General features: G+C 72.1%; 11 protein-coding genes. 7 read left to right on the top strand and 4 right to left on the bottom strand.

Annotated features, from left to right (window positions below; all coding sequences use genetic code 11):
* Positions 1–27 precede the first annotated feature (27 nt).
* A complete protein-coding gene (locus ABZY12_RS20145; RefSeq protein ID WP_356892105.1) occupies positions 28–2,748 on the bottom strand; it encodes a DNRLRE domain-containing protein in 2,721 nt (906 codons plus the stop codon).
* 140 nt (positions 2,749–2,888) lie between these two features.
* Entirely contained in the window at positions 2,889–3,902 is a 1,014-nt protein-coding gene (gene gmd / locus ABZY12_RS20140; RefSeq protein WP_356892103.1) for a GDP-mannose 4,6-dehydratase, read from the bottom strand.
* A 142-nt stretch (positions 3,903–4,044) separates the two neighbouring features.
* Here gmd and ABZY12_RS20135 point away from each other — a divergent pair, with 142 nt between their 5' ends.
* Positions 4,045–5,034: a GDP-L-fucose synthase gene (locus ABZY12_RS20135; RefSeq protein ID WP_356892101.1), complete on the top strand. Its 990-nt coding sequence runs from the start codon at positions 4,045–4,047 to the stop codon at positions 5,032–5,034.
* Between the two features lie 18 nt (positions 5,035–5,052).
* On the opposite strand, the gene ABZY12_RS20130 is transcribed toward ABZY12_RS20135, so the two are convergent.
* Positions 5,053–6,570: a sugar transferase gene (locus ABZY12_RS20130; protein ID WP_356892099.1), complete on the bottom strand. Its 1,518-nt coding sequence runs from the start codon at positions 6,568–6,570 to the stop codon at positions 5,053–5,055.
* A 538-nt stretch (positions 6,571–7,108) separates the two neighbouring features.
* Between ABZY12_RS20130 and ABZY12_RS20125 the strand changes: the two genes are divergently transcribed.
* Genes ABZY12_RS20125 through ABZY12_RS20115 form a run of 3 tightly spaced genes read left to right on the top strand, consistent with a single transcriptional unit; the run spans position 7,109 to position 10,615 of the window.
* A complete protein-coding gene (locus ABZY12_RS20125; protein ID WP_356892097.1) occupies positions 7,109–8,671 on the top strand; it encodes a glycoside hydrolase family 71 protein in 1,563 nt (520 codons plus the stop codon).
* Between the two features lie 46 nt (positions 8,672–8,717).
* Positions 8,718–10,154 (top strand): WGR domain-containing protein, encoded by a 1,437-nt coding sequence (locus ABZY12_RS20120; protein WP_356892095.1) that lies wholly within the window; start codon positions 8,718–8,720, stop codon positions 10,152–10,154.
* The gene (locus ABZY12_RS20115) at positions 10,151–10,615 is read left to right on the top strand and encodes a hypothetical protein (RefSeq protein WP_356892093.1); all 465 of its coding nucleotides are present in this window, start codon (positions 10,151–10,153) and stop codon (positions 10,613–10,615) included. Before ABZY12_RS20120 ends, ABZY12_RS20115 begins: the two co-directional genes overlap by 4 nt.
* A gap of 138 nt (positions 10,616–10,753) precedes the next feature.
* Here ABZY12_RS20115 and ABZY12_RS20110 read toward each other — a convergent pair whose 3' ends face one another.
* Positions 10,754–11,176: a DUF350 domain-containing protein gene (locus ABZY12_RS20110; RefSeq protein WP_356892091.1), complete on the bottom strand. Its 423-nt coding sequence runs from the start codon at positions 11,174–11,176 to the stop codon at positions 10,754–10,756.
* Between the two features lie 376 nt (positions 11,177–11,552).
* Between ABZY12_RS20110 and ABZY12_RS20105 the strand changes: the two genes are divergently transcribed.
* From ABZY12_RS20105 to ABZY12_RS20095, 3 genes are all read left to right on the top strand, one after another.
* Entirely contained in the window at positions 11,553–12,104 is a 552-nt protein-coding gene (locus ABZY12_RS20105) for a DoxX family membrane protein (RefSeq protein WP_356892089.1), read from the top strand.
* A gap of 196 nt (positions 12,105–12,300) precedes the next feature.
* Positions 12,301–12,996 carry a type 1 glutamine amidotransferase domain-containing protein gene (locus tag ABZY12_RS20100; RefSeq protein ID WP_356892087.1) on the top strand — a complete coding sequence of 232 codons (696 nt, stop codon included), beginning with the start codon at positions 12,301–12,303 and terminating at the stop codon, positions 12,994–12,996.
* A 41-nt stretch (positions 12,997–13,037) separates the two neighbouring features.
* Positions 13,038–14,003, top strand: a complete 966-nt coding sequence (locus tag ABZY12_RS20095; RefSeq protein ID WP_356892085.1) for a LysR family transcriptional regulator — start codon at positions 13,038–13,040, stop codon at positions 14,001–14,003.
* Positions 14,004–14,156: the final 153 nt, after the last annotated feature.

Here is a 14,156-nt window from a genome sequence, read left to right as displayed (position 1 = left end):
CGCGTCCTGTCATCGACGGGTCGGTGCTTACGGGGCGCCGAAGGTCAGCACCAGCTGCGGAGTGCCCTCCGCGGCCGTCGCCTCGGACGACCAGAGCCACAGCGGGTCGGTCCCCGTGCTGGTCAGCGCGACGCTGTAGGAGCCGCCGAGGGCCGCCGAGAGCGCCGAGGTGTCCAGCGCCGCCGAGTAGACCGCCGAGTCGTCCGTGGCACCGCTCAGGGTGCCGATCGCCCCGGAGCCGAGCGCCGGACGGTTGTTGTACGTCAGCCCCGTCTCCGTCCACGCGCCGGTGACCGGCACCACGGACTGGCTGTCCGCCGAACCCGCGCCGGTCATGGTGCTCGTCTTCACCGCGAGCCGGGCGCTCTTGAGGACGGTGCCCGCCGGGGCGGACGGCAGCGTGAACCGCAGGTACGACGCGTACGCCGAGGTGCCGCGCACCGCCAGCGAGCTGGACGTGCCGTAATTGGTACCCGGCGCCCCGGCGTTGACGTAGGTGTCCTCCGTCGCGGTCACGGTGCTGACCGAGTCGGCCGGTGCCGTGGCCAGGCTGTGGTGCTTGGCGACCTGCGCCGCGGTGAGCGCCGACGGGTAGACGGCGGCCTCGTCGAGCTGGCCGGCGAAGAAGCTGCTCGTCGGACGCAGCGGCCAGCCGGAGAGGTTGTCGGCTCCGACGTGCCAGTAGCCCGCGTACTGCTGGTTGGTGGTGACGTTGTTCGAGCCGGCCAGCTGGCCGTCGATGTACAGCCGCATCCCGTCCGGGCCCTGGGTGCCGACCGCGTGGTGCCAGGCGCCGTTGTTGTACGAGCCCCACGAGGTGAGGGTACGGGTGGTGCCGGTGTAGACGCCGAACACCACGTTGCCGGTGTTCGTCATGTACAGGTGCTTGTCGTAGCTGCCGCTGTTGCGGGTGGTGTTGTTGCCGAAGCCGATCAGTTTGCCACCGCGGTTCGTGGTCGTCTTGAACCACGTCTCGACGGTGAAGGAGCCGGTGACGTTCTGGCGCTTGTCGGTGTGGATCTGCTCGTCCGTGCCGTTGAGCGCCACGGCCGTGGAGGCTCCGGTGACGGCGGCCGGGGTCTGGCGCAGCGCCGGGGCGTTGACGTACAGACCGCTGTTGTTCCCGTCCGAGGAGTCGGCGGCGTACGGCGTCGTCGACTCGTCGAAGCGCCAGTACAGACCGGCACCGTCGGCGATCACCTGGGAGGCGTACGGCTCCGGCGAGACCGGCACGGTCACCGTGGAGGTCGCGGACAGGCCGCTGGTGTTACCGGCCGCGTCACTGGCCGTCACGCGGTACGAGTAGGTCTGGCCCGGGGTCACGTCGGTGTCCTTGAAGGAGACCTGCGGGCGCGACCAGTGCAGGGAGTCGCCGACGACGGTGGCGACCGGGGTGGCCGCGCCGTTGCGGTAGACCTTGTACGTCAGCTCGGAGTCGTCCAGGTCGAGGCTGGAGCGCCAGCGGACCTGCACGGCGCCGGGCCCGACGGCCGCGGCACTGGCCACGGGAACGGTCGGAGCGCCGGTGTCGGGGCCGGAGGCGAAGCGGGTCAGACCCTGCGCCGGGGCACCGTTCGTGGTGGTGAACTCCCCGCCCACCCAGAGGTACTTGGTGGCACCGGTGCCGGAGACGGCGAAGGCGCGCGGGCCGATGCCCTCGCCGATGCCGTCGTTGGTGTCCGGGAACCAGCCGAGCTTGCCGGTCGACGTGGTCGGCTGGGCGAGCAGGTGGTAGCGGCGCCCGTCCGGGAACTCGCCCACGCTGGCACAGTCGTGCGCGTGGGAGGCGCTGTACAGCACCCCCTCGTACGAGCGGACCGCCTGCGTGGCGCCCAGGCAGGTGTCCCGCCAGCGCTGCTCGAAGTCCGAGAGGTTCAGGGCGATCCGCCCGTCGAAGACGCCGCCGCCGGTTCCCTCGTTGCCAGTGTAGAAGCCGGTGGCGTCGGTCTCGATGTCCTTCACGACGGAGTTCTGCGGGATCCAGCCGTTGGGATACGCCTTGGTCACGGCGCCGGTCGTGGAGTTCACCACGGCGAGCGCGTGGGAGTTCGCTCCGTTGACGGTGAAGAAGTCACCGCCGAGCAGCACATGCTGTCCGTCCGGCGTCACCTCGATGGCCCGGCCCGGTTCGTCAGCGTCGGCCTTGAACGGCAGCAGCGCGCCCGCTGTGGTGACGGCGGCGAACCGCTGGCGGGTCTGGCCCTCCACCGTGCCGAAGTCGCCGGCCGCGTAGACGGTGGTGTCGGTGACGGCGAGTGCGCGCACGGTGGCGGGGAAGCTCGGGTGGAACGCCGCCTTCGGCGCGCAGGTGGCGATGTCGATCGCGGCGAGGCTGGAGACCGGCGTGCCGTTGACGGCGCCGAAGTAACCGCCGGCGTACAGCGTCTTCTCGTCCGGCGAGACCGCCAGGGCCCGCACGGTCGCGGTGCCGCTGCCGACGGTGAAGGAGAGGGAGCAGCCGGTGGGCGCGCCCGTCGCCGCGTTCATCGCGGCGAAGTTGACGGCGCTCCGCGGAGTGCCGGTGCCGCCCTCGGGCGGACGCACTTCGGAGAAGGTGCCGCCGACGAAGACGGTGTCGTTCGCCTCGGCGAGTGCCCAGACGATGCCGTTGGTCTGCCAGGTCGGCAGATCGTCCGCGGTGAAGGCGACCGGTGGCGTCAGCGCCGTGGCCGTCGGGGCCAGAGAGCCCCCGGCTCCGGCCGCGACGGTGAGTGCGAGGGCAGCGGTGAGCCCCCAGGATCTACGCATGTTCCCCCCAGGCGTGATAGCCCAGTCGATGTGGCGCGAAGTCGTGCCATGCCCTGTGATGATTGCGCACTGTATGATGAATTGGCCACCAGTGCGGTGGAGTTGGCCGATCCGGTACGCCGGGCGCGGAAAGGAGCGGCTCAGCGGTCGATGCGGACCGTCACGCCGGCCAACTGGTCCTCGACGAGCCGGACGTCGGCGTCGACCATGATCCGTGCCAGCTCCTCCACCAGGACGGCGGGCTTCCAGCCGAGCACGTCGTGCGCCTTGCTCGCGTCCCCGATCAGCGCGTCCACCTCGCTGGGCCGCTCGTACTTGGGGTCGAAGCGTACGAACTCCGCCCAGTCGAGGCCGGCGTGGGAGAAGGACGTCTCCACGAACTGCCGTACCGTCGCCGGAACCCCGGTCGCCACGACGTAGTCGTCCGGCTCGTCCTGCTGCAGCATCCGCCACATCGCCTCGACGTACTCGGGGGCGTACCCCCAGTCACGTACCGCGTCGAGATTGCCGAGATACAGCCGGTCCTGCAGCCCGGCCTTGATCCGCGCCACGGCCCGGGTCACCTTGCGGGTCACGAAGGTCTCGCCGCGGCGCGGGGACTCGTGGTTGAAGAGGATCCCGTTGACGGCGAACATGCCGTACGCCTCGCGGTAGTTGACCGTCGACCAGTACGCGAAGACCTTGGCGGCGCCGTACGGGCTGCGCGGATGGAAGGGGGTCCGCTCGTTCTGCGGCGGCGGCGTCGCTCCGAACATCTCCGAGGACGACGCCTGGTAGATCCGGGTGTCGATGCCGCTCGCCCGGATCGCCTCCAGCAGCCGCAGCGAGCCGAGGCCCGTGACGTCGCCCGTGTACAGCGGGGCGTCGAAGGAGACCCGCACATGGGACTGCGCGCCGAGGTTGTAGACCTCGTCGGGGCGGATGTCGCGGAGCAGGTTCACCAGCGCGACCCCGTCCGAGAGGTCCGCGTGGTGCAGCACGAACGAGCGGTTCGCCTGCTGCGGATCCTGGTAGACGTGATCGATCCGCTCCGTGTTGAAGCTGGACGAACGGCGGACGAGGCCGTGCACCGTATAGCCCTTGGACAGCAGCAGTTCGGTCAGGTACGAGCCGTCCTGGCCGGTCACGCCCGTGATGAGTGCGGTCTTGCTCATACGTGGTGCCCCTCCCCGACGGACCGGCCCCCGGCCGGTCCGCGCATAACGGATGTCTGATGACATCCGGGTCTGTGATGGAACGCTGAAAAGATCCTGATCTGGTGTGTTGTCGCCCCCGCGGCCTGGCATGATCCGGGCCATGACTGAATCGACGACCGTCCCGACGACCGCCCCGAAGGCCGATCCGACGGGAGCACCGTCGTATCTGCCCGAGCGCGCCCGTGTGTTCGTCGCCGGACACCGCGGCCTCGTCGGCTCCGCCGTGGCCCGCCGGCTCACCGCGGACGGGCACGAGGTGATCACCCGGACCCGCGCCGAACTCGATCTGCGCGACGCGGCACGGACCGCCGAGTTCCTCACCACGACGCGTCCCGACGCCGTGGTGCTCGCGGCAGCCAAGGTCGGCGGGATCCTGGCGAACAGCACTCGGCCGGTGCAGTTCCTGGAGGAGAACCTCCAGATCCAGCTGAGCGTCGTCGCCGGGGCGCACGCCGCCGGGGTCGAGCGGCTGCTCTTCCTCGGCTCGTCCTGCATCTACCCCAAGCTGGCGCCCCAGCCCATCTCCGAGGACGCGCTGCTCACCGGCCCGCTCGAACCCACCAACGAGGCCTACGCCCTCGCCAAGATCGCCGGCATCGTGCAGGTGCAGTCGTACCGCAAGCAGTACGGCGCCGCCTACATCTCCGCGATGCCGACCAACCTCTACGGCCCCGGGGACAACTTCGACCTGGAGACCTCGCACGTCCTCCCGGCGCTGATCCGCCGTTTCCACGAGGCCCGCGAGAGCGGGCGCGAGGAGATCACGCTCTGGGGCTCCGGCACCCCCCGGCGTGAGTTCCTGCACGTCGACGACCTCGCCGCCGCCTGCGCCGTCCTGCTGCGGACGTACGACGGCGACGATCCGGTCAACATCGGCTGCGGCCAGGACCTCACCATCCGCGAACTGGCCGAGACCGTCGCCGAGGTGACCGGATTCCGGGGCCGACTGGCCTGGGACACGACCAAGCCCGACGGCACCCCGCGCAAGCTGCTCGACGTGTCCCGGCTGACCGGTCTCGGCTGGAAGCCGCAGATCGCCCTCCGGGACGGCATCGCCTCCACCTACGCCTGGTGGCGGGCCCAGAGCTGAACCCATGAGGCCGGCCCGTCAGTACGCTCCGCGACCGTCGACGACGGCGCGGAACGTACGGGCCATGACGTCGACGTCGCTGGTGAACGACCAGTTGTCGACATAGTGCAGGTCCAGCTCGATCGTCTCGTCCCAGGACAGGTCCGAGCGGCCGCTGATCTGCCACAGGCCGGTCATCCCCGGCCGCACGGTGAGCCGGCGCAGCTCCACGTCGCCGTACCGCGCCACCTCCTCCGGCAGTGGCGGACGCGGCCCCACGAGCGACATCGAACCCAGCAACACGTTGATCAGCTGCGGGAGTTCGTCCAGCGAGGTGCGGCGCAGCAGCCGCCCCACCCGGGTCACCCGAGGGTCCCGGCGCATCTTGAACATCAGACCGTCGTGCTCATTGGCGTGCGACAGCGCCGCCTTGCGGGCGTCGGCGTCCACGTACATGGTGCGGAACTTCCACATCACGAACGGGGACCGGCCCTGACCGATCCGTATCTGCCGGTAGAACACGGGCCCGGGAGAGGTCAGCCGGACCGCCGCGCCGATCGTGAGGAAGAGCGGTGACAGGACGAGCAGACCCAGGGCCGCGCCCGCCCGGTCCATCACGGACTTCAGCACCTGCTGCACACCGCCGCGCACCGGAGGCGCCACCCTGAGCAGTGCCATCCCGGCCGCCGATGTCGTCTCCAGACGCTTGACCGCGCACTCCACCAGGCCGGGAGCGAGGGCGAGTTCGGTGCCCGCGTCGTGCAGCCCCCAGGAGAGCCGGCGCAGCCGTTCGCCCGCCATGCGCGCGCCGGCCGCGACCAGCACGACGTCCGCCTCCAGACGCCGGGCGGCGGCGAGCACGGGAGTGGTGTCCCCGTCGGCGGCCTCCGGCATCAGCGCGCCGAGCCGGGCGGCCACTGGGGCACCCGTACGGACCGGGCCGTCCCCGATCGCGACGACACCGACCACGACGTACGGATGGTCGGTGCGGCCCGCCAGGTGCTCGGCCACGTCATCGGCCGCGTGGGGCTCGCCCAGGACCAGGACCCGGGTGACCACCTGTGCTTCGCGGCGCGCCGCGACGAGGTGATGCCAGGTCAGTTTGGTGCAGATCAGGGTGAGTACGGGCGACGGGAGCAGGGCCGCGAGGCAGAGCAGCGGCGGGTGGTGCAGATCGGCGGCGGCGCGCACGACGGCGAGCACACCGAGGAGGATCAGCCAGTCGTGCAGGACGGGCAGGCTTCCTCGGGACTCACCCAGTTCACGCGCCGCGTACCGGCGCCGCAGGGCGCGTAACCCGGTCCAGGCGAGGGCGGCGACGACGGCGCCGGCGGAGGCGTACGGCTGCCGCTCGACACGCAGGATCAGCGCGGTGGGCAGTCCCGCCCCCAGGACGTCCACCGCCAGCGCGGCGGCCGGATACCAGCGCGCCTTGGCGCGTGAGTGCAAATGAGCCGGTCGTGAACTCGCCTTCGTACGTGCGGAATTGGTCTCGGTCGTGCGGGCATGCCACATGTACCCCCCCAGGCACGTGTCGACGTTCACCACACCGTTCATCGGGCCCCTGACCGATGAAACAGGTGTCGCAACGCGGAACAGTACGACAAACACGCGCACGTCCGCTGCTGTTCACGCGAAAGACCTCAGAAGGTGATGGCTCGTTCAACTCGTGACATGACGTCCCGCGTCCGCGCGGGGTGACCGCCCGGAGCGCCCCGCAGGGCTGTCGGCCCAGGTGACGTCACGAAAGGAAGGGCGCGGCGGCAGCCGCACCTTGCCGGGCCGGAAGGGGGCGCGGAGAGTGCGGCACTCTCCACTGTGGCGAAAAGCACCACGTCCTCGCAGCCGAACGCGGGAAGTGGGGGGAGTCGCTTTCCAGGCGAAAAGAATCCGGCGGAGCGGGGACGGGATGCGGAACGTCCCCAGGCGAGACATGTCACCGGTCACGCCTCACGACGGACGCGTAAGCGGTACCGGCCGGGTCGGCCAGGGCCGTTCACCACGCTCCGACGGTTGTTGTCCCCGGGTGCCGGATCCGTTGTACTACTGCCAGTCCGCGGGACCGCGGCCGCTCCGATCCGCCGGAAGGACTGCCATGGCGTCCACTCCCGAAGCACCCGCCCACCCGGGCCGAAGGCGCCGGCCGTCCCGGCCCCACCGCGCACCGGGCCGGCGGCGGCTCCTCCCGGGGCTCGCGCTGGGCGTCCTGCTCGTCGGTTCCCTGGCCGGCATCGGCGCCGCGGACGCGCTGCGCTTCGGCGCCCCGGCGGAGCAGGCCGCCGCGCCGCCGGAGCAGTACAGCACGGCGCTCCCGTTCGACCTGCCCGACCCCCGCGAACTGCGCGCCTCCGGCAAGCTGGTCTTCGCCCACTACTTCACGCCGTACCCCCTTTCGCTGGACAACCAGCCGCCCCGGAACGACTACTACGCCCGCCACTACCTCACCGCCGACGGCGAGCAGGGCAAGCACCGCGCCTACGGAGGACTGCTGCGCGACCGCCCGCTCCCCGTCCGGCCGGAGACCGGGGAGTGGGAACTGGCCCATCTGCGCCAGGAGATCCGTACCGCGCGCGACGCCGGGCTCGACGGCTTCACCGTCGACATCCTGGCCCAGAGCGGACGCAACTGGGAGCGCGTCGAGCTGCTGATGCGCGCGGCCGCCGAGGAGGACCCCGGCTTCCGTGTCCAGCTCATGCCGGACATGACCTCGCTGTCCACCACCCCGGCCGCCCTCGCCGATTCGCTCGCGCGACTCGCCCGCCACCCGGCGGCCCACCGTCTCGCCGACGGCCGGCTCGTCGTCTCCCCGTTCAAGGCGGAGGAGAAGGAACCCGCCTGGTGGCAGCGGACGATGAACGAGCTGAGGTCCCGGCACGGCATCCGTACCGCACTCGTCCCGCTCTTCCTCGACTTCACACCGGAACGCGAGCAGTACGCCGCGATCAGCCACGGCTTCTCCGAATGGGGCAGCCGCACCCACCACCGGCAGTCCGGCGCCACCGCCGACACCCAGCGCGCCCACCGGCTCGGCAAGATCTGGATGCAGCCGGTCTCCGTCCAGGACGCCCGGCCCAACCAGGGCGTCTACGACGAGGCCGGCAACACCGAGACACTGCGGGCGAGCTGGGACGCGGCCATCGCGTCAGGGGCCGACTGGGTTCAGCTGACCACCTGGAACGACTACTCCGAGGGGACCCATTTCGCGCCCTCGCTCCACAACGGTTACGCCTACCTCGACCTCTCCTCCTACTACCTGACCCGCTTCAAGACCGGCACGTGGCCGAAGATCGTCCGCGACACGCTCTACCTGACCTCCCGCGTCCAGTTCGTGGCCGACGCGCCGTCCACCTCCGTCCAGCCGAAGGTGACAGAGCCGCGCGAGGGCACGGCCACGCCCCGGGACACGGTGGAGGTACTGAGCTTCCTCACGGCCCCGGCGCGGGTGGATACCGTCGTCGGGGATACGCGAGGCGCCCACCGGGCACCGGCAGGCGTGCACGCGCGACTCCTGCCGCTGCGCACCGGACACAGCGAGGCCACCGTGGTGCGGGAGGGGCGGTCCACGACATCGGTGGCGAGCCGTTACCCGGTGCGCCGCCCGGTCGACCGGCAGGACCTGCAGTACTACGCGGTGACCAGCGGCCGCAGCCAGCGCTGAGCCGGGTCGAGGGCCGTTGTCAGTGGCTGACCCTACCGTTCTCGACATGACGACGAAGACCTATCTGGAGCTGTCGCAGGACGGCGGCGGCGCGCACAAGTTCTACGAAGTGACGGTCGACGGCCTGGTGGTGTCGGTCCGTTACGGACGCATCGGCGCGGCCGGGCAGACGCAGACCTCGACGTTCCCCACCGCCGAGAAGGCGCGCGCCGCGGCGGCGAAGAAGATAGGCGAGAAGGTCCGCAAGGGGTACGCCCCGGCGGTGCCGGGACAGCGCGCGGCCCGCGCGGTCACCCGCCGCGAGGTCGTCTCCGCGCCCTCCACGGCGCGCGCGGTCGCCCCGGTCCTGTGGCGGTTCCGGACTGGCTCCGCGGCCTTCGGCATCCATGTGGGCGACGACGACGTGTACGTCGGCAACCAGTCCGGCGATGTGTACAGGCTGAGCCAGGGGGGCGAGGTCCTGGCCCGGTTCAACCTCCCGGACGGGGTCAAGTGCCTGGTCGCCGACGACTTCTGGATCTACGCCGGCTGTGACGACGGCCGGGTGTACGACCTGTCGTCGAAACTGCCCTTCGCCGCCTACGACATCGCCGCCGATGTGGACATCTTCTGGCTGGACATCCACGAGGGCGTGCTGAACGTCGCCGACCGGGCGGGGCGGCTGACCGTCATCGATCACGAGGACGAGCACCAGTGGTCCCGCGGCAGCCGGGGCGATCACGCCTGGATGGTCCGCGCGGACGGCGACGGCGTCTACCACGGGCACAGCAAGGGCGTCACGGCCTACGCCCCGGACGGCGGCGGCGAGCTGTGGCACACGGCCACGGCCGGCGGGGTGCTCTTCGGCTGGCAGGAGGACGCCGCCGTGTACGCGGGCACGACGCACCGGAAGGTGCAGCGGCTCGCCAAGAAGGACGGCCGGGTGGAGGCCGTGTACGCCTGTGACAGCCCGGTGTACTCGTGCGCGACCTCCCCCGGGGGCCGGTTCGTCTTCGCCGCCGACTCGGCCTCCTCGGTGTACTGCTTCGCCGAGGACGGCACCCGGCTCTGGAAGCTGGGCACGGGCGGGGGTTCGGCGCTCTCCATGCAGTACCGCGACGAGCGGCTCTACCTGGTGACGACGGACGGCTCGCTGGTGTGCGTGGACGCGAGCGAGACGGCGATCGCCGCGGCCCAGCAGGGCACGGTGCCGGTCGCCAAGGACATCAAGCTCGCCGCGGCCCTCCCGACGTACGAGCCGGCGACGACGGTGACGGCCGTGGCGTCGGTGAGCGCCGCGCCGGCCGGATCGGTGATCGTGGAGTGCGTCCAGGAGGGCGGCCGGACCCGGGTGCACGTGGTCTCCGCGGGCTACGAACCGTCCTGGAACGTGCAGTTCCCGCGGGCGATCCGGGAGGCGGGGGCCCGGTATGTGGTCGACGCCCTGCACGCCGCCTCGGGCGGCTTCTACCGGGTCCGCGGCGACATCAGGCGGCTGCTGTGAACGGAGGGACGTTCGAGGCGGCGACGGGGGACGGCCCTCCGCCGCCGGCGGGGGAGGCCGAACAGCGTACACGGGACGTACGAGCGGCCTGGGAGGGGTTGCTCCAGATCAGGCGGCTGACCCACGGCCACGGCGGCGACCCGCCTACGCCGCCGGCCGAGTGGGAGCGAAGACAGCCGGTCCGGGCGATCGCGCTCGCCCTGGAGGCGGCGAAGACCCCTCCCTCGGCCGTCGACGCCTCCGGCGCGCGTGTGGCGACCGGCTATCGCGTCGGGGCCGGTGAGCGGCCCGGCGTTGTCGTCGTGGAGTGGCTGGGGCCGCCGGGCAGCGGAGCGGTCCGGGAACAGGATGCCGCGCTCGCCGGGCTCGTGCCCGTTCTGGAACGGCTCGGCTGGGAGGCGCTGCTCTACCGGGGGCCGCGCGGCAGGCGGTTCCTGGAGGTCGAGCCGGCCGAGCGCTGAAACGACGGTTCTCCTGCCGGCGTTGGGGCGGCCGGCGCTCGGCCTCGGGGGAGGGGGAGCGGGGGAGTCGAGCCCGCCCGCGCCGGGCCGGGGCCACCCGCGCCGGGGCCGGCGGGCCCGGCGCGGGCGGCGTACGGCTCAGGCGATGGAGGCGGAGACGATGGCGGAGACCGCCAGGTTGCACGAGGCCGTCACCCAGACCGCCGGGTGCGGTTCGGGGTCGATCAGGGTGGCGCCCAGCTTGCCGGGCGTGACCAGGTCCACCACCAGGAACGCCACGGCCATCATCACCAGGCCGAGCAGACCGAACGCCGCCGTGGAGGCGAGACCCTTGCCGAAGTGGTCGTAGGTCGTCCAGATCGAGGTGAACACGATCCCGCCGATGCCGAGCAGCGCCGAGCTCAGCAGGATCGCGGCGTTGCGGTTGCGCTCCTGCCAGATCTGCCGGCCGAGCTTCCCCGGCGTCAGCACGTCCACGAGGACGATGCCGAGGATCAGCAGCACGACACCGAGGGCGCCGTAGGCGGTGGCCCGGCCAAGGCCGTTGACGATGTCGATCATGGGATGCCGGCTCCGAACAGAAGTGATCGCGAATGATCGTGGGGCGTGGACCGGCAAAATGTAGCGCATGGCTCACGGGCCCCGGCCGGGCGGCCGGAAGCCTCCTGGCGACGGCGACGGTGACGGTGACGGTGACGGTGATGGCGACGGCGACGGCGACGGCGACGGCGATGGCGATGGAGTGGGGACGGTGACGGCGATCGGATGCCCGGGCGGCAGAAGCCCTCTCACCCGAGCGTGACCGGACAACCGCCGCGGAGCATGACCCGTGTGGCGCAGTAACGCTGAGGCCCCGGCCCCCAGGGCGGCGACAGTGGAGGACGGAGGGCACGTCGTACACCCCGCGCGCCCTCGAACTCACGACCGGGAGACCCCTATGACCAGCCTCAACCGGCGCGACCTCGGCCTGCTCGTCCTGCGGGTCGGCACCGGCGCCGTGCTCGCCGCCCACGGCACCCAGAAGCTCCTCGGCTGGTTCGGCGGAGGCGGCATCGAAGGAACCACCCAGGCGATGGAGGCGATGGGCTTCTCGCCGGGACGCGAGAGCGCGATCGCCGCGGGCCTCGGCGAGGCGGGCGGCGGTGCCCTGCTCGCCCTCGGCCTCGCCACCCCGGCCGCGGGCGCCGCCGCGGCGGGCGCCATGGCCGGCGCGGTCTCCGTCCACGCCCCGGCGGGCTTCTTCGCCCAGGGCGGCGGCTACGAATACCCGGCGTTCCTCGGCTTCACCGCCGCCGCGATCGGCATCGCCGGCGCCGGCCGCTACTCCCTCGACCACGCCAGCGGACACGTTCTCGACCGGCCCTGGGTCGTCGCCACCGCCTTCATCGGCAGCGCCCTCGCAGCGGCGGCCGTCGTCGGCCGCCGTGTCCAGACCCAGTCCGCCCTGCAGGAACCGGCGCCGGAGGCGGACGCAGACGAGCAGCCGTGATCCGCCGCCCCACGACCACGACGGCGGCGTCCCGTCTTCCTCCCCAGGGAGCCATTGACCTTCCCATGGCAGGCATCGGGTTCTTCATTGGAATCCGGCCTCCGCGCGTCCTAGTGTCGAGAGCATCGCAGCGCTGACGATCCGGACTTCCGCCCGCGGGCCCCACCGGGCCCGCCCCACTCTCGGAGAACCCCTCATGTCGAAGATCCTTTTCGTGATGACCGGCGCCGACCACTGGACGCTCGCCGACGGCACCAAGCACCCCACCGGATTCTGGGCCGAAGAGGCCGTCACCCCCTACGAGACGTTCAAGGCCGCCGGACACCGGATCGTCGTCGCCACCCCCGGCGGCGTCGTCCCGACCGTGGACAAGGGCAGCCTGGCGGCCGAGGTCAACGGCGGCCAGGAGGGCGCCGACAGGGTCGCCCGCGCGCTCGCCTCGATCACCGAGCTGCAGGAGCCGATCGCCCTCGAGGACGTGAACCTCGACGAGTACGCGGCCGTGTTCTACCCCGGCGGCCACGGCCCCATGGAGGACCTCGCCGTCGACCGGACCTCCGGCCGGATCCTGACCGACGCCCTCGCCTCCGGCAAGCCGCTCGCCGTCGTCTGCCACGGCTCCGCCGCGTTCCTCGCCGCCACCACGGAGGACGGGGCCAACGCCTTCGCCGGCTACAAGGCCGCCGCGTTCACCAATGACGAGGAGACGCAGGGCGGCCTCGCCGACCGGGCCGAGTGGCTGCTGGAGACCCGCCTCACCGAGGCCGGCGTCGACGTCCAGGTGGGCGAGCCCTGGGCCCCGCACGTGGTCGTCGACCGCAACCTCGTCACCGGCCAGAACCCGGCCTCCTCCGCCCCCCTCGCGGCCGAGGTGGTCAAGCGGCTGGCCTGACGCGATCGGCACCCCGGCAGGCGCCCCGATAGGCTCCTGGGGTGAGCCGTAGGACGAGCGAGGACGAGGGGCGGGGGAGGACGCCGCCGCCCGGCGGTGCGGCGCCCCCCGACCTCGATCTGCTGCGTACCTTCCTCGCGGTGTACCGGTCGGGGTCCTTCACCGCGGCCGCCCCGCTGCTCGGTCTCTCCCAGCCCACCGTGACGACCCAGATCCGCGCCCTGGAACGGCAGCTGAACCGGGAGCTCTTCGAACGTCGGCCGCGCGGGGTCCGGCCCCTGCCCACCGCGGACGAACTGGTCTCCCGGATCGCGGAGCCGATGGACGCCCTCGGCGCGGCGCTGGGCGACGGCGGGCCGGGCGGTGGCCGGACCGTCGCACCCGTCCACCTGGCGGGCCCCGCCGAGTTCCTCTCGTACTGCGTCCTCCCCCGACTGGCGCCCCTGACGGAGCGAGGGGTCCAGGTGCGGATCGCCTTCGGGCTGACCGACGACCTGCTGGAGGAGCTGCGTGCGGGCCGGCACGACCTGGTGGTCTCCACCGTCCGGCCCCGGGGCCGCTCCCTGGACTCGACCCCCCTCACGGACGAGGAGTTCGTCCTGGTCGCCGCCGACGCCTGGGCGCGGCGCATCGGCGGCCCGGCCCGGGTCGCCGCCGACGGCCCCGCGGCACTGTCCGGCGTTCCGCTCATCTCGTACGCCGAGGACCTCCCCATCGTCCGCCGCTACTGGCGGCACGTCTTCGGCCGCCGGCTGTCCGCCCACGCCGCCGTCACCGTCCCCGACCTGCGCGCCGTCAAGGCGGCGGTCGTCGGTGGCAGCGGTTTCAGCGTCCTGCCGCGCTACCTCTGCGCCGACGAACTCGCCTCCGGCGACCTGGTGCTGCTCCACGACCCGGCCGACCCGCCCATCAACACCAGCTTCCTCGCGCAACGCCCCGGCTCCTGGGACAACCCCCATGTCGCCCTCGTACGCGACCACCTGCTGGAGTCGGCCCGCGCCTGCTGACGGACGTGGGACCGGCGCCGCGCCGGAAAGCGCCTGAACGGGGCGAGAGCGGGCACAGTGGAGAGGCGCGACTGAGGACGAGCGATCCCGGCCGGCCGGGGTGGCGGCACGTACGCCAGGCTGCGGCTTCCGTTACCTCGACGCCGACGGCCG

It is taken from the genome of Streptomyces sp. NPDC006551 (genome assembly GCF_040611675.1).
Lineage (GTDB): Bacteria > Actinomycetota > Actinomycetes > Streptomycetales > Streptomycetaceae > Streptomyces.
The sequence above is the reverse complement of the archived record's forward strand: the minus strand, read 5'-3'. Positions and strand labels throughout refer to the sequence as shown.

Excerpts from the sequence above, each read along its gene's own strand:
- ABZY12_RS20100 (WP_356892087.1), top strand. The coding sequence starts at position 12,301 with ATGTCGAAGATCCTTTTCGTGATGACCGGCGCCGACCACTGGACGCTC.
- ABZY12_RS20105 (WP_356892089.1), top strand. The coding sequence starts at position 11,553 with ATGACCAGCCTCAACCGGCGCGACCTCGGCCTGCTCGTCCTGCGGGTC.
- ABZY12_RS20125 (WP_356892097.1), top strand. The coding sequence starts at position 7,109 with ATGGCGTCCACTCCCGAAGCACCCGCCCACCCGGGCCGAAGGCGCCGG.
- ABZY12_RS20135 (WP_356892101.1), top strand. The coding sequence starts at position 4,045 with ATGACTGAATCGACGACCGTCCCGACGACCGCCCCGAAGGCCGATCCG.
- ABZY12_RS20110 (WP_356892091.1), bottom strand. The coding sequence starts at position 11,176 with ATGATCGACATCGTCAACGGCCTTGGCCGGGCCACCGCCTACGGCGCC.
- ABZY12_RS20130 (WP_356892099.1), bottom strand. The coding sequence starts at position 6,570 with ATGAACGGTGTGGTGAACGTCGACACGTGCCTGGGGGGGTACATGTGG.
- ABZY12_RS20145 (WP_356892105.1), bottom strand. The coding sequence starts at position 2,748 with ATGCGTAGATCCTGGGGGCTCACCGCTGCCCTCGCACTCACCGTCGCG.
- gmd (WP_356892103.1), bottom strand. The coding sequence starts at position 3,902 with ATGAGCAAGACCGCACTCATCACGGGCGTGACCGGCCAGGACGGCTCG.
- ABZY12_RS20120 (WP_356892095.1), top strand. The coding sequence starts at position 8,718 with ATGACGACGAAGACCTATCTGGAGCTGTCGCAGGACGGCGGCGGCGCG.